Here is a 14558-nt window from a genome sequence, read left to right on the forward strand (position 1 = left end):
CCCGGCAGGGCGATGAGGGGCGGCGCCAACACCTGAAACTATCGAGCTAAAGCTCCTCGGAATGCCCGATAGCCACACCATACTCCGCAGCCGAATCCAACATCGTGTGCCACAGACTTTCGGCAAACGTCGCAAACATCAGGAGGTTGAACACCGCCTGCCCATCCGCCTTGTCACCACCACGCCAGAGCGTGACGCTGGTGTGATCCATCGAGGTCGCGGCAGCAGCGCCAACCGGAAACGCATCGGGATGCAAATCAATCGACGACAGTTTCGCCAGCATGGCGCGCGCCTTGGGGCCGCAGATGCTGATCAGCACGCGTGCATGCGATTGGTCGGATAGCGAAGCGGAAGATGCAAAGGTCTGAGCGAGCACCTCAGTCCTGCCACCCTTCGACAGGACAAAAAACTGATCCGGTCCCGACCAGATCAGCGTCGCATCCGCGGTGCCAACCGCCTTCGGCGTTTCCGGAGCCGCGACGCCGAAACGAGCGTTCGTGGCCTTGGCCAAATCACCCGCCTTGCCGCGCCGTGCCATCACCTGGACGAGGTCGAAATTGCGGATCTCGGTCAGCGACACACCGGCATCGCCTTGCGGGCCGTAAGCGCCAGGAGCGAGCGCGCGCTCGAGCGGGCTACGAACATCCCAGGAAAAATCAGCCACGCTGGCGCCCTCCATCGGGATCGTAGAAGACGGGATTGCAGAGCTCGACATCATAGTCTTCACCGCGCAGCGGATCATGCGCGTGGACGATCTCGCCGATGCGTTCGCGGCCGCGCTCGACAAGGCCGAGACCGATCCACTGGTCGAGCGTCGGCGAGAAGCAGACCGAGGTGACGTAGCCTTGGTCGTTATCAGGCCCGGGCGTCTGGCCCTTCGGGATGATGTGCGCGCCGGAGCGCAGGCGGCGCGCCTTGTCGATCGGCTTGATGCCGACCACGACCTGCCGGTCCGGCGCCACCAGCGCCTCGCGGCCGGCCATGACGCGACCGATGAAATCCTTCTTGGTCGACATCATCTTGCCGAGGCCGAGATCGGCGGCGGTCGTCATGCCGCTCAGTTCCGGTCCGGCGACATGGCCCTTTTCAACGCGCATGACGCCGAGGGCTTCTGTGCCATACGGCGTCACGCCGAACGGTTTTCCCGCCAGCATCAAATTGCGTGCCATCGCTTCACCGTAACGCGCCGGCACCGAAATCTCGAACGCCATCTCGCCGGAGAAGGAGATGCGGAACAGCCGCGCCTTGATGCCGCCGCGCAAAGCGACTTCGCGCACGCCCATGAAGGGAAAACCTTCGTTCGAAAGGTCCTCGGCAGGGTCGACGATTTCCTTCAACAGGTCTCGCGTCCTTGGCCCGGCAATCGAGAACTGCGCCCACTGGTCGGAGACCGAGGTCAGTTGCACGTCGAGTTCGGGGAATAGCACCTGCCGGCAGAATTCGAGATGCTGCATCACCAGCCCGGCCTTCGCCGTGGTCGTGGTGAGGAAATAATGGTCCTCGGCCAGCCGCGAGGTCGTGCCGTCATCATAGACGAGGCCGTCCTCGCGCAGCATCAGCCCGTAGCGGGCTTTTCCCACGGCAAGGTTTGAGAAGGTGTTGATGTAGACGCGGTCGAGGAAGGCGCCGGCATCGGGGCCGTGCACATCGATCTTGCCCAGCGTCGAGACATCGCAGAAGCCGACGCCCGAGCGCACCGCCTTGACCTCGCGGGTGACCGATCCCAGCCAGTCCTTCTCGCCCGCGCGCGGATACCATTGCGCGCGCTTCCACAGGCCGGTGTCGACAAAGATCGCGCCTTGTTCGGCCGCCCAGTGATGCGACGGCGTCAGCCGCGTCGCATGGAAATTTTCGTCGCGATGGTGGCCGGCAAAGGCGCCGATGGCGACCGGCACGTACGGCGGGCGATAGATGGTCGTGCCGGTCTCGGGAATGGATTTGCCCGACACCGCCGCCATGATGGCGAGGCCGGCGACATTGGACGTCTTGCCCTGGTCGGTCGCCATGCCGAGCGTGGTGTAGCGCTTCAGATGCTCGACCGATTCAAAACCCTCGCGCTGCGCCAGCTCGATGTCGGACGCGGTGACGTCATGCTGCTGGTCTACAAAGGCCTTGCCTTTGCCGGCGACGTGCCAGAGCGGGGTCAGTGAGAAGGACTCGTCGCCGGCAACAGCTGCAGAGCCCGGATTGCCATTGCGTCCCGCGTCCCGCGCCGCTGCGGCGCCGGCCTCGAAACCTGCGCGCAGGCAGGCGCCTAGCCCGAAGTCGCCGTTAGCCGCACCTGCGGCGACCATACCGGGCGGCGCGCCGTCCGGCACGAAGGCGGCGATGTCGTCTCGCCATTTCGGCCGGCCGCGATGGTAAGAGGTGAGCCCGACCGCCGGATTCCAGCCGCCGGAAACGGCAAGCCCGTCGGCCTCGACCTCGGCGCGCGCGCCGCCGGTCAGCGACACTGCTATTTTTCTTACGCCGTCCTTGCCGCCGTCGACGCCGCTGACCGAACCATGCAGCACGGTGAAGCCGTTCCTGGACGCGAGAGAACGATGGGCAGGCGAGACGTCAGGCCGCGCGTCGACCACCGCCGCGATCTGCAGCCCGGCGCCGAGTGCCGTCTCGACCGTGCGCCAGCCATCCTCATTGTTGGTGAACAGCGCGATCCGCTTTGCCGGCGTCGCCGCATAACGTGTGACGTAGGTGCGGATGGCGGACGCCATCATCACGCCGGGCGTGTCATTGCCGGCAAAGACGATGGGACGCTCAATCGCGCCGGCGGCGACGACGCAGCGCTTGGCCACGATGCGCCACAGGCGCTGGCGCACCTGATGCTCGGGCGGCACCGGCAGATGATCGTTGACCCGCTCGATCGCGCCATAGGTACCGCCGTCATAGACGCCGAACAGGGTCGTGCGGGTCATGATGCGGACATCCGGCATCGAGCTGAGCTCGGCCAGTGTGCGCGACAGCCACTCCGCGGCCGGCAGACCGTCGATCGTGCCGCCATCCGACAACAGACGGCCGCCGGGCGCAAAATCTTCTTCGCACAGGATGACGCGCGCACCGCTGCGGCCTGCAGCGAGTGCGGCGGCGAGACCGGCCGGACCGGAGCCGGCGATCACCACATCGCAATGCGCCCAGGCCTTGTCGTAGTGATCCGGATCGGGGGTGACCGCCGCGCGACCCAGACCCGCGGCGCGTCGGATCGCCGGCTCGTAGACCATTTCCCAGAATTTTGCCGGCCACATGAAGGTTTTGTAGTAGAAGCCGGCGACGAAGATCGGTGCGAACAGCTGGTTCACCGACATCACATCGTGGCGCAGCGACGGCCAGCGGTTCTGGCTGGCCGCTTCGAGGCCTTCATAGAGTTCGGCGGTGGTGGCCTTGGTGTTGGCCTCGCGCCGTGCGCCGGTGCGCAGTTCGACCAGCGCGTTGGGTTCTTCCGAGCCGGCGGTGAGAATGCCGCGCGGGCGATGATACTTGAACGAGCGGCCGACCAGCTTGACGCCATTGGCGACCAGCGCCGACGCCAGCGTGTCGCCCTGGAAGCCGGAAAATGTCGTGCCGTCGAAGCGGAAGGTGAGGGGGGTGGAACGGTCGATGAGACCGCCGGATGAGAGACGATGAGAGGTCACGATGTCCAGCCTCTGATCCATATGGTGTCATGGCGAAGGATGGCGCCGCCCCTTACCCTCCCCCTTGTGGGGAGGGTCGCTGCGCAGCAGCGGGGTGGGGGTGCGGCACCGACCCCCACCCGGACCTGCGGTCCTACCTCCCCACAAGGGGGAGGTAGGGGGCTGGCGCTTTTCGCGACGGCTACGATTTCGACAGGATAGCTCATTTCGCCACCTGCCTCGCCCCGGCGCCCGCCGCCGGCTCCACCGCCGAAATCTCATGCGTCAGCGTGTTGCGGGTGACCTTCAGCCAGGCCCGGCAGCCGCCGCCGTGATACCAGTTCTCAGCCATCACGCCGGCAACGTTGTCGCGCAGGTAGACATAGTCGTAGACGGCATCTTCGCCGGCATCCGCCGCCGGCCGTACAGGCTTGGCATCGCCGAGATAGCTGAACTCGCCGAGTTCACGTTCGCCGCAGAAGGGACAGACAATACGCATCTCGCCAGCCTCAATGCAGGTTCGGTTGGGCGCCTTGGCCCTTTTCGTCGATCATGGCGCCGCGCTGGAAGCGGTCGAGCCGAAACAGCGCCGCCTCCTTGTGCGTTTCGTCACGCGCCAGAAGATGGGCAAAGACCAAGCCGGAACCGGGCGTCGCCTTGAAGCCGCCATAACACCAGCCGGCGTTGAGGTAGAGCCCGTCGACCGGCGTCTTGTCGATGATCGGCGAGCCATCCATCGACATGTCCATGATGCCGCCCCACTGGCGCAGAAGTCGCACGCGGCCGATCATCGGGATCAGCGCCATGCCGCCCTCGCAGACATCTTCCATGACAGGCAGATTGCCGCGCTGGGCGTAGGAATTATAGCCGTCGATGTCGCCGCCGAAGACCAGCCCGCCCTTGTCGGACTGGCTGACATAGAAATGCCCGGCGCCGAAGGTCATGACGCCAGGAATGAGCGGCTTGATCGCCTCCGAGACGAAAGCCTGCAGCACATGGCTTTCGATCGGCAGGCGCATGCCCGCCATCGCTGCGACACGCGACGATGACCCGGCGACTGCCATGCCGACCTTGCCGGCGCCGATCTTGCCGCGCGACGTCTCGACGCCAGTCACCTTGCCGTTGCCGTCCCGGACAAAGCCGGTGACCTCGCAGTTCTGGATGATGTCGACGCCGAGTTCGCTCGCCGCATGGGCATAGCCCCAGACCACCGCGTCATGCCGCGCGGTGCCGCCGCGGCGCTGCAGGAGGCCGCCCTGCACGGGAAAGCGCGCATGGTCGAAATTCAGGAACGGCAGCATCTTCTTCAGCGCTGCCTGGTCGAGCAGTTCGGCATCGATGCCATTGATGCGCATGGTGTTGCCGCGCCGCGCATAAGCGTCGCGCTGCGCATCGGAATGATAGAGGTTGAGGACGCCGCGCTGGCTGACCATGGCGTTATAGTTGAGGTCCTGCTCCATCCGCTCCCAAAGCTTCATCGAAAGCTCGTAGAAGCCGGTATTGCCGGGCAGGCCGTAATTGGAACGGATGATGGTGGTGTTGCGGCCGGCATTGCCGGAGCCGATCCAGCCCTTTTCCAGCACAGCGACGTTTCTGATGCCGAACTCGCTGGCGAGGAACCAGGCGGTGGCGAGCCCATGGCCGCCGCCGCCGATGATCACCACATCGTAGTGGTCCTTGGGCGCCGCATCGCGCCAGGTGCGCTGCCAATTCTTGTGGCCGGAAAGGGCAGCACGGGCGAGCGAGAAGATCGAATATTTCATCAGGTCATTCCGAGGTCGCTCGCACAGCGGGGACGATTATATGTCCAGCGTGTGGTCGCGCTCCCATTGCGTGAAGTGCGAAGCATAGGAATTCCATTCCTGGTGCTTCAGCTTTAGATAAGCCGACGAGAATTCCTCACCCAGCGCCGCCTTGAGCGATTTGTCCTTGTCGTATTCGCGAAGCGCGTCGAGCAGATTGAGCGGCAGCTTCGGCGCGCCTTTCACCGTGTGGCCGTTCTGGTACATGTCGATGTCGTAGCGCTTGCCGGGATCGGCCTTGGAGCGGATGCCGTCGAGACCGGCGGCAATGATGACGGCCTGCAGCAGATAAGGGTTTGCGGCGCCGTCCGGCAACCGCAGCTCGAAGCGGCCGGGGCCGGGCACGCGCACCATGTGGGTGCGGTTGTTTCCGGTCCAGGTCACCGTGTTCGGAGCCCAGGTGGCGCCCGAAATGGTGCGCGGCGCGTTGATGCGTTTGTAGGAGTTCACCGTCGGGTTGGTGATGGCGGCCAGCGCCGAGGCATGTTTCATGATGCCGCCAAGGAAATTCTTGCCCTTGGCCGACAGGCCGAGCTCCATCGCATTGTCGGCAAAGACGTTGACCTTGCCGGCCTTGTCCCACACCGAAATATGGGCGTGGCAGCCATTGCCGGTCAGGCCCTGGAAGGGCTTAGGCATGAAGGTCGCGCGCAGGCCGTGCTTTTCCGCCACCGACTTGACCATGAACTTGAAGAACGAGTGCTTGTCGGCGGTCGCCAGCACATCGTCGAAGGCCCAGTTCATCTCGAACTGGCCGTTGGCGTCCTCATGGTCGTTCTGGTAGGGGCTCCAGCCCAGCGCCAGCATATGATCGCAGATCTCGGCGATGACATCGTAGCGGCGCATCACCGCTTGCTGGTCGTAGCAGGGTTTTGAAGCCGTGTCGTATTTGTCGGAGATGACGCTGCCGTCCGGCGAGATCAGGAAGAACTCAGCCTCGACGCCGGTCTTGACATGCATACCGTCAGTGGCGGCTTCCGCAATCAGCCGGCGCAGCGTGTTGCGCGGCGCCTGCTCGACCTCCTTGTCGTCCATGATGCAGTTGGCGGCGACCCAGGCGACCTCGGGCTTCCACGGCAGCTGGATCACCGAATCCGGATCCGGCACCGCCAGCATATCAGGATGCGCCGGCGTGAGGTCGAGCCAGGTGGCGAAACCGGCGAAGCCGGCGCCGTCCTTCTGCATGTCGGCGATCGCCTGCGCCGGCACCAGCTTGGCGCGCTGGCCGCCGAACAGGTCGGTGTAGGAAATCATGAAATATTTGACGCCGTTCTCTTTGGCGAATGCGGCGAGATCGTTCCCCATTATAGTTCCTCGCTTATTTTGATGTGTTTTTTAGAAGCCGTTTTTCCCCGGTATCCAGTTGGTGCCGGCCAGCGGCACGCCGGCCATGGCGGCGGCTTCGATGGTGAGGGCTACGAGATCCTCGGGCTCGAGATTGTGCAGGCTGTTCTTGCCGCAGGCACGCGCAATGGTCTGCGCCTCCAGCGTCATCACCTTGAGGTAGTTCGCCAGCCGCCGTCCGGCGGCGACCGGATCGACCCGCTTCATCAGTTCGGGGTCCTGCGTGGTGATGCCCGCGGGGTCGCGACCCTCGTGCCAGTCGTCATAGGCCCCGGCGGTGGTGCCGAGCGCATTGTATTCGGCCTCCCAGCGCGGGTCGTTGTCGCCGAGCGCGACGAGCGCTGCCGTGCCGATCGACACCGCGTCGACGCCGAGCGCCAGCGCCTTGGCGACGTCGGCGCCATTGCGGATGCCGCCCGACACGATCAGCTGCACCTTGCCGTGCATGCCGAGATCCTGCAGCGCCTGCACCGCCGGCCTGATGCAGGCAAGCGTCGGCTGGCCGACATTTTCGATGAATACTTCCTGGGTGGCCGCCGTGCCGCCCTGCATGCCGTCGACGACGACGACATCGGCGCCGGCCTTCACCGCAAGTGCTGTGTCGTAATAGGGGCGGGCGCCGCCGACCTTGACGTAGATCGGCTTCTCCCAGTCGGTGATCTCGCGCAGCTCGAGGATCTTGATCTCGAGATCGTCCGGCCCGGTCCAGTCGGGATGGCGTGAGGCCGAGCGCTGGTCGATGCCCTTCGGCAGCGTGCGCATTTCGGCGACGCGGTCGGAAATCTTTTGTCCCAACAGCATGCCGCCGCCGCCGGGCTTGGCGCCCTGGCCGACAACGACTTCGATGGCGTCGGCACGGCGCAAATCCCTGGGGTTCATGCCGTAGCGTGACGGCAGGTACTGGTAGACCAGTTGCTTGGAATGGCCGCGCTCTTCCTCGGTCATGCCGCCGTCGCCCGTGGTGGTCGACGTGCCTGAGAGCGTAGCGCCACGGCCGAGCGCTTCCTTGGCCGGGCCGGACAGCGACCCGAAGCTCATGCCTGCAACGGTGATCGGGATTTTCAGCTCGATCGGCTTCTTGGCATAGCGCGAGCCCAGCACGACGCTGGTGTCGCAACGTTCGCGATAGCCTTCCAGCGGGTAGCGCGAAATCGACGCGCCGAGGAACAGCAGGTCATCGAAATGCGGCAGCTTGCGCTTGGCGCCGGCGCCCCTGATGTCATAGATGCCGGTAGCCGCGGCGCGGCGGATTTCGGAAAGCGTGTAGTCGTCGAAGGTCGCGGATTTGCGCGGCGTCGTCGGCGGGTTCTTGTAGGTCATGCTGCCTCAATACGCGTCGGCGTTGTCGATATTGAAATTGTAGAGCGTGCGCGCCGAGCCGTAGCGCTTGAATTCCGACGGCTTGACGCCGGTGACGCCGGCGCGGTCGAGCAGTCCCTGCAGCAGTGCGATATGCTCGGGCCGCATCTCCTTGGCGATGCAGTCGGCGCCCAGGCTTTCGACCTTGCCGCGCACGAACAGCCGCGCTTCGTAGATGGAATCGCCAAGTGCGTCGCCGGCATCGCCCAGCACCACCAGATTGCCGGACTGCGCCATGAAGGCCGACATGTGGCCGATATTGCCGTGCACGACGATGTCGATGCCCTTCATCGAGATGCCGCAGCGCGACGAGGCGTTGCCCTCGATGACGAGCAGCCCGCCCTTGCCGGTGGCGCCGGCATACTGGCTGGCGTCGCCCTTGATGACGATCGAGCCCGACATCATGTTTTCGCCGACACCGGGGCCGGCCGAGCCGTGCACTGTGATCGCAGCGCCGTCATTCATCCCGGCGCAGTAGTAGCCGACGCTGCCGCGCACATCGATGCTGACAGGCTGGTCGACGCCGACGGCAACCGAATGGCTGCCCTTCGGGTGCAGCACTTCCCACGCCGTCTCGTTGGAACCGGGCGTCAGATTGTGAAGCGCCTGGTTGAGCTCACGCAGCGACGACACATCAAGATCGAAAACCCGGGACGCCTGGTCTTGCGCCGCCTTCGAAAGTTTGGTTGCCGGCATGGGCTCAATGCTCCCAGAAATAGACGGTTGCGGGTTCCGGCTCCCAGATCCTCGCATTGTCTATGCCGGGCAGCTTGGTCAGCGCCCGATATTCCGAGCCGAAGGCGACATACTGATCGGTCTCGGCCATGACGGCGGGCTTGCAGGCGATCGGATCGCGCACCACGCCGAAACCGTTCTTGGTGCCGACGACGAAGGTGAAGAAGCCGTCGAGGTCGGACAGCGTGCCTTCCAGCGCCTCGCCGAGGTTCTTGCCATGCGCCATCTGCGACGAGAGATAGGCGGCGGCGACCTCGGTGTCGTTCTCGGTCTCGAATTTCATGCCCTCCCGCACCAGCTCACGCCGCACATTGTTGTGGTTGGACAGCGAGCCATTGTGCACCAGGCACTGGTCGGCGCCGGTCGAGAACGGATGCGCGCCCATCGTTGTGACGGCCGATTCCGTCGCCATGCGGGTATGGCCGATGCCATGCGTGCCGGTCATCGAGCGGACGTCGAAGCGGTCGACGACCGCTTCCGGCAGACCGACTTCCTTGTAGATTTCCACCGCTTCGCCGGCGCCCATGATGCGCACGTCGGGGCGGATTGACTGCAGTACTTCGCGGGCGGCGTCGACCTTGTCTGGCGCGGTTCTCAACACTGCATGGGTGGACTTCACCGCAATGCTCACCGGCGCGCCGATGGCCTTGGCGAGTTCGGCGTCGAGGCCGCGGAAATCGCGCTCGGGCTTCGCCGACTGGATGGTGATCTTGGCTTCATTCCTGGAAGGCGCGCCATAGATGGCGATGCCGGCGCTGTCGGGGCCGCGATCGCTGAGCGATATCAGCATCTGCGACAGCATCGAGCCGAGCTGCGGCTCAAGCGACTTGTCTTTCAGAAAAAGTCCGACGATTCCACACATGTCAGCCTCCCGGCGTTACCACTAGACGATGATGTATCGAATGCGTCGTGCGAATTCAATCATATGAAAAAAATATTCCTGTAGTTACGTATGCGGTTCGATGCCGCTTGGTGCACTATCGCTGCCGTCGCGGGCGCTGTGAACCCATGTAGCGGTGCGGATGCGGGCGATTTTGTAGGCGTCGAGGATCGACAGCGCATAGATCAGGAAGCCGCCGGCGTGGCGGCCGACGAAGCTAGCATCGGCCGGCGCGATCTTGGCCGTCACCCAGGCGAGGATCACCATGAAGAACAGGAATTGCAGGCCGCGCACCGGCACGCCCAGAATGACGTGGCCGCTGGCCGGTAAGACGAGGGCAGCGCCGAGCACCAGATACGGGTTTGTCGGTGCGGGTGCGCTCATGCGACCTGCCTTTCCTGTCGGTTGATGGCATCGCGCAGCACTGAGGCCGAGGTCAGCAGTCTCTCGACCAGCGTTGGATCCAGCCTTGCGCCGCCGAATGCGGCCTGCCGGAACACGCCGTAGCGCGCCCGCTCGGCCTCGGCCAGCAGCCAGACGATGCGCACGCCATTCGGGGTGATTAAAAGTTCCTTGGCGCGGCCTTCGGCAAAGATGTCGAGATGGCTGGCGATGAGGTTCTGCGGAAAGCGCGCCGCCCTGAGGTTGGTTCGCAGCACCGCTTCGGCCGGGAAGCCGGGTGCCTTCGGCAGTGTGTGCTGGAGGTGGTCGAAATTGGAGAAGGTCGTCGGCGAGCCCGGCCGCATCATCATGTCGAAGGTCGCCGGCACCGCAACCGGCTCTGTGATCGTGACACTCAACCATCGCGCCGGCAGCTTTCGCGTCGCCAGCGTGTCGACGATGGTGCGCAGCTGCACGCGCTGTCCGTTCCACGAACCCGCCCAGGTGACAACGCCGGCTGTGTTATCAGAGACATCAACGGCATCTGTGATGACGGTCCGGCTGCTGGCTGCCTCGGCTGCAAGATCAGCCTTGGCCTTTTTGCGGCTGGCGCGCGCATGCCAGGCGAGGTGCAGGACGAGAGCCACGGCGACCGCCCCGGCCAGCAATGCTGTCGTCACGTCAGACACCTCGTCACGCCATGCCCGCCCAGACCGGCAGGCCCTCTCCTGTCAATAGCCCTGCGGCTTCGGCCACGGCATGGTGAACTGGTCGCCGCGGCGCACATAGCGGTAACGGTAGAAGTGGAACCACAGCGAGATCAGGAAGTAGAAGGCGACCATGGCGATCAGCTGCGTGCCGTAGCCGAGGAAGATCGCAAAGAAGGTCACCACGCAGAGGCAAAACAGCACGATCGCCGGGATCGGGTGGAACGGGTGCGTATAGCCGCGGCGGATCGTGCCCAGCGGCCACTTTTTGCGGAACATCATGATGTTGATGCTCATGAAGGTGTATTGCAGCACGCCCGACAGGATCGAGAAGGTGATCGCCTGGTTGAGGTCGGCAATGAAGGCGAAGGCGAGCGCGATCGGCAACAGGAACAGGATCGAGCGATAGGGCGTGCGGTATTTCGGGTGCACAGCCGAGAACCAAGTCGGCAGATAGCGGTCGCGTCCAAGCGAGAACCACGCGCGGGCCGCATCGTTGATACAGCCATTGGCCGACGCCAGTGCCGCGAGCAGCGTGGCGATGAACAACAGGTTTTCCAGCAGCGGGCTGCCGGTCAGCTTGCCGGCGTCCCACAGGGGATAATAGGTGATACCGAGGTACTCCCAGGGCATCAGCGAGGCGCAGACATACCAGGTCATGGCGGCGGCGATCAAAAGCGTGATCATGCCGGCCATGGTTCCGTAAGGCAGCGAACGCGCCGGCGAGCGCACTTCCTCGGCGGCCTGCGTGGTGCCTTCGATGCCGAGATAGTACCAGATGCCGAACTGGAAGGCCGCGATGACGCCGATCCAGCCATAGGGCAGCGCATTGCCGGGGGTGACCAGCTCGTTGAGCTTCAGCACAGCACCCTGCGTCCACGGGCTGACCGAGAAGAACAGGATAACGATCGAGACATAGGCTATCGCCGTGATGACGAAGTTGACGTTGAGCGTCATCAGCACGCCGCGATAGTTCAGCCATGCCAGCACGACGATGGTGGCGGCAATGAAGGAGTTGTGGGTGAGCCCTTCGACGCCGGCCTTGGCGACGATGGTGTCGCCGAGCAGGATGGCGTCCGAAACCTCCAGCATGGTGTAGGCAAAGACCAGGAACAGCGCGACGTTGAAGGCCATCAGGGGCCCGACAATGTGCTTAGCCTGCGCGTATTGGCCGCCGGCGGCGGCAACCGTCGATGTCACCTCGGAGTCGATCATGGCGACCGAAGTGTACAAGAGCCCGACCACCCAGCAGACGATCAGCGCCGCCAGTGCGCCGCCCTTGTCGGCCGAGAAATTCCAGCCGGTGAATTCGCCGACCAGCACGATGCCGACGCCAAGCGCCCAGACATGGGCCGGGCCGAGCACGCGTAGCAGTGAAACTCTGTCGCCGTGTATTGCCGGTTCAAGCGTGATCGTCATTGTTCAATCCCCACTCAGATCCGGTGTTTTTCGGAAGCGGCTTCAAGCTCGCCTTCGCGCGAGGAAGTCAGCACCTCCTCGGAATAGGTCGTGTCGATCTTGAACCAGTCGTAGAGCATCCACAGCGCAAGCACGACCGAGATGCCCCACGATGCGTAAGAGAGTGCGACCCACATGAGCGTGCTTCCCCAAAATCTCTGGCGTTACTTGTCGTCGAATTTTTCGTTGATGACGTCGCGATATTCGCGGTCGGAGGCGCGGAACAGGAAGACGAAATAGCCGATCAGCACCGCCGCCATGATGATCAGCGTCGGCCAGTCGATGATGTAGTGGAAGCGGTTCTGGATGATGTCGTGCGCGGTCTCCGGCGTATAGCCGAGCTTTTCCCAGATCGAGGCCATGGTCGGGTTCTGTCCCAACGCTTCCCAGGTCTTGGCATCGAGCGCGTCGATGGATTTCGCCGCACCCGCCAGGCCGAGTTTCAATGGCAGCCACAGCGCCACGAAAATGGCGACCACGACGACCACGATATCGAAAATCTGCCCGGCCTTGCCTTGTTCCGGCGGCGTGTAGCGCGACATGTCTTCTACCCCTCAGGACATTCTGTTTTCAGGACTTGCGGTTGCGGGCCGCGTCGGCGTTCTTGATGTCGAGACCGTAGATGAAGTCCTTGTCTTCCTTGTAGTGATTGACCATCGCCAGGATGGCGGCCGTATTGAAGATCAGCACGGCGGCGGCAGCGATGGCGACGACGATCTTGATCCCGGTGTCCGGGATGTAGGGCCATGTCATGATAAGCACGAAGAGGATCGTCGCCCAAAGGCAGATGATCAGGAGCGCGGATCCGCGCAGGTCGGAACGGTACAGCGCTTCGATGCGCTGCGGCAGGTCTGACATCGGTCTTTCCCCTTTTTCCAGCGCCCGACCCCGAATTGGCCGCCCGCTGCCCTCTTTCAACAGAGTGAAATTTTTTTCATAAATTCGGGCCGAATCCAGCAATTGTCAAGCCGATTTTACGTTGGGTTAACCGTTTGTCCCCAGCGGTAAATTTTGCCTGACAATGAAATTATTTGCTTGCGGGTATTGCGGCATCAGGACGTTTGCGATCAAATTCAACCAAATGCTTCCGCCTCCGCGCAGGGAGCCGGGAACACAATAGCATTTTCGAACGGAGGATTTGAGGATGACGGCATCCTGGAGATTTTCGACCCTGGCGGATCGCCATCGCGCGTTAGGCTCGAAGCTCGAAGACTGGAGCGGCATGGGCACCGCCTGGACCTACGACAAGGACGCCGACGAGGAATACACCGCCATCCGAACCAGGGCCGGGCTGATGGATGTGTCGGGCCTCAAGAAGGTTCACATCACCGGGCCGCACGCCTCACACCTTATCGACCTGGCAACGACGCGCGACGTGGAGAAGATCTATCCCGGCAAGTCGGCCTATGCCTGCATGCTGAACGAGGCCGGCAAATTCACCGACGACTGCATCCTCTACCGCACCGGGCCGAACGCCTGGATGGTGGTGCACGGCTCCGGCACCGGCCATGAGGAATTGCAGCGCGCTTCCGTCGGCCGCGACGTATCGCTGCGCTTCGACGACAATCTGCACGACCTGTCGCTGCAGGGGCCGACCGCGGTCGACTATCTCTCAAAGCATGTGCCGGGCATTCGCGACCTCAACTATTTCCATCATATGCAGACGCAGCTGTTCGGCTTTCCCGTCATGATCTCGCGCACCGGCTATACCGGCGAGCGCGGCTACGAGATATTCTGCCGCGGTCAGGAGGCCGGTACGATCTGGGACAGGATCCTCGACGAGGGCAAGAGCGCCGGCATCATTCCGTGCCGCTTCACCACGCTCGATATGCTGCGCGTCGAAAGTTATTTGCTGTTTTATCCCTATGACAACTCGCAGAAATATCCGTTCGAGAATGAAGGCCCCGGCGACACGCTGTGGGAGCTCGGCCTCGACTTCACCGTCAGCCCCGGCAAGACCGGCTTTCGTGGCGCCGAAGAGCATTACCGCCTCAAGGGCAAGGAGCGCTTCAAGATCTATGGCGTGCTGCTCGACGGCAAGCAACCCGCGGATGAGGGCGCGCCGGTCTATCGCGACGGCAAAAAGGTGGGCGTGGTCACCTGCGCCATGTATTCGCCGCTGGTCGAGAAATCGATGGGAATCGCCCGCCTCGACGTCGACTGCGCGGTCAAGGACACCAAGCTCGAGATCCGCAACAAGAGCGGTTCGATCAGGGCGACGGCGCAGCCTCTGCCCTTCGACGATCCCAAAAAGACCAAGCGCACGGCGAAAGGCTGAGGCACA

The 14558-nt window shown here is 63.5% G+C and carries 15 protein-coding genes; 1 reads left to right on the top strand and 14 read right to left on the bottom strand.

From position 1 onward, the window contains the following. Positions 1–46: 46 nt before the first annotated feature. From AC3EML_RS12260 to AC3EML_RS12325, 14 genes are all read right to left on the bottom strand, one after another. Entirely contained in the window at positions 47–679 is a 633-nt protein-coding gene (locus AC3EML_RS12260; RefSeq protein WP_352521233.1) for a sarcosine oxidase subunit gamma, read from the bottom strand. Next, positions 657–3650, bottom strand: a complete 2994-nt coding sequence (locus AC3EML_RS12265) for a sarcosine oxidase subunit alpha (RefSeq protein WP_352521234.1) — start codon at positions 3648–3650, stop codon at positions 657–659. Before AC3EML_RS12265 ends, AC3EML_RS12260 begins: the two co-directional genes overlap by 23 nt. A 181-nt stretch (positions 3651–3831) precedes the next feature. Beyond that, positions 3832–4107: a sarcosine oxidase subunit delta gene (locus AC3EML_RS12270; RefSeq protein WP_352521235.1), complete on the bottom strand. Its 276-nt coding sequence runs from the start codon at positions 4105–4107 to the stop codon at positions 3832–3834. 10 nt (positions 4108–4117) lie between these two features. After that, positions 4118–5371, bottom strand: coding sequence for a sarcosine oxidase subunit beta family protein (locus AC3EML_RS12275; RefSeq protein WP_352521236.1), 1254 nt, complete (start codon positions 5369–5371; stop codon positions 4118–4120). A 36-nt stretch (positions 5372–5407) separates the two neighbouring features. Further along, the gene (gene glnT, locus AC3EML_RS12280; protein ID WP_023726360.1) at positions 5408–6715 is read right to left on the bottom strand and encodes a type III glutamate--ammonia ligase; all 1308 of its coding nucleotides are present in this window, start codon (positions 6713–6715) and stop codon (positions 5408–5410) included. Between the two features lie 30 nt (positions 6716–6745). Beyond that, a complete protein-coding gene (locus AC3EML_RS12285) occupies positions 6746–8074 on the bottom strand; it encodes an FMN-binding glutamate synthase family protein (RefSeq protein WP_352521237.1) in 1329 nt (442 codons plus the stop codon). A 6-nt stretch (positions 8075–8080) separates the two neighbouring features. Continuing rightward, entirely contained in the window at positions 8081–8809 is a 729-nt protein-coding gene (locus AC3EML_RS12290; RefSeq protein ID WP_023684434.1) for a GltB/FmdC/FwdC-like GXGXG domain-containing protein, read from the bottom strand. Positions 8810–8813: 4 nt separating this feature from the next. Beyond that, positions 8814–9710 (bottom strand): class II glutamine amidotransferase, encoded by an 897-nt coding sequence (locus AC3EML_RS12295; protein ID WP_488505220.1) that lies wholly within the window; start codon positions 9708–9710, stop codon positions 8814–8816. Positions 9711–9794: 84 nt separating this feature from the next. Next, a complete protein-coding gene (locus tag AC3EML_RS12300) occupies positions 9795–10112 on the bottom strand; it encodes a hypothetical protein (protein WP_352521239.1) in 318 nt (105 codons plus the stop codon). Beyond that, positions 10109–10798, bottom strand: a complete 690-nt coding sequence (locus tag AC3EML_RS12305; protein WP_352521240.1) for a hypothetical protein — start codon at positions 10796–10798, stop codon at positions 10109–10111. The genes AC3EML_RS12300 and AC3EML_RS12305 overlap by 4 nt, the downstream gene beginning before the upstream one ends. A 42-nt stretch (positions 10799–10840) precedes the next feature. Continuing rightward, on the bottom strand, positions 10841–12235 hold the full coding sequence (locus AC3EML_RS12310) for an APC family permease (RefSeq protein ID WP_023696629.1): 1395 nt from the start codon (positions 12233–12235) through the stop codon (positions 10841–10843). A 14-nt stretch (positions 12236–12249) separates the two neighbouring features. Continuing rightward, positions 12250–12411: a hypothetical protein gene (locus AC3EML_RS12315; protein WP_023668546.1), complete on the bottom strand. Its 162-nt coding sequence runs from the start codon at positions 12409–12411 to the stop codon at positions 12250–12252. 27 nt (positions 12412–12438) lie between these two features. Beyond that, complete coding sequence (locus AC3EML_RS12320) at positions 12439–12816, bottom strand: hypothetical protein (RefSeq protein WP_023668545.1); 378 nt, start codon at positions 12814–12816, stop codon at positions 12439–12441. 28 nt (positions 12817–12844) lie between these two features. After that, positions 12845–13234 carry a hypothetical protein gene (locus tag AC3EML_RS12325; RefSeq protein WP_352521241.1) on the bottom strand — a complete coding sequence of 130 codons (390 nt, stop codon included), beginning with the start codon at positions 13232–13234 and terminating at the stop codon, positions 12845–12847. A gap of 184 nt (positions 13235–13418) precedes the next feature. Here AC3EML_RS12325 and AC3EML_RS12330 point away from each other — a divergent pair, with 184 nt between their 5' ends. Further along, complete coding sequence (locus AC3EML_RS12330; RefSeq protein ID WP_352521242.1) at positions 13419–14552, top strand: aminomethyl transferase family protein; 1134 nt, start codon at positions 13419–13421, stop codon at positions 14550–14552. Positions 14553–14558 lie beyond the last annotated feature (6 nt).

The organism is Mesorhizobium sp. P170090 (genome assembly GCF_057786115.1).

Coding starts and splice junctions, on each gene's coding strand:
- AC3EML_RS12330 (WP_352521242.1), top strand. CDS start 13,419: ATGACGGCATCCTGGAGATTTTCGACCCTGGCGGATCGCCATCGCGCG.
- AC3EML_RS12295 (WP_488505220.1), bottom strand. CDS start 9,710: ATGTGTGGAATCGTCGGACTTTTTCTGAAAGACAAGTCGCTTGAGCCG.
- AC3EML_RS12320 (WP_023668545.1), bottom strand. CDS start 12,816: ATGTCGCGCTACACGCCGCCGGAACAAGGCAAGGCCGGGCAGATTTTC.
- AC3EML_RS12275 (WP_352521236.1), bottom strand. CDS start 5,371: ATGAAATATTCGATCTTCTCGCTCGCCCGTGCTGCCCTTTCCGGCCAC.
- AC3EML_RS12285 (WP_352521237.1), bottom strand. CDS start 8,074: ATGACCTACAAGAACCCGCCGACGACGCCGCGCAAATCCGCGACCTTC.
- AC3EML_RS12315 (WP_023668546.1), bottom strand. CDS start 12,411: ATGTGGGTCGCACTCTCTTACGCATCGTGGGGCATCTCGGTCGTGCTT.
- AC3EML_RS12260 (WP_352521233.1), bottom strand. CDS start 679: ATGGAGGGCGCCAGCGTGGCTGATTTTTCCTGGGATGTTCGTAGCCCG.
- glnT (WP_023726360.1), bottom strand. CDS start 6,715: ATGGGGAACGATCTCGCCGCATTCGCCAAAGAGAACGGCGTCAAATAT.
- AC3EML_RS12265 (WP_352521234.1), bottom strand. CDS start 3,650: ATGGATCAGAGGCTGGACATCGTGACCTCTCATCGTCTCTCATCCGGC.
- AC3EML_RS12310 (WP_023696629.1), bottom strand. CDS start 12,235: ATGACGATCACGCTTGAACCGGCAATACACGGCGACAGAGTTTCACTG.
- AC3EML_RS12270 (WP_352521235.1), bottom strand. CDS start 4,107: ATGCGTATTGTCTGTCCCTTCTGCGGCGAACGTGAACTCGGCGAGTTC.
- AC3EML_RS12300 (WP_352521239.1), bottom strand. CDS start 10,112: ATGAGCGCACCCGCACCGACAAACCCGTATCTGGTGCTCGGCGCTGCC.
- AC3EML_RS12290 (WP_023684434.1), bottom strand. CDS start 8,809: ATGCCGGCAACCAAACTTTCGAAGGCGGCGCAAGACCAGGCGTCCCGG.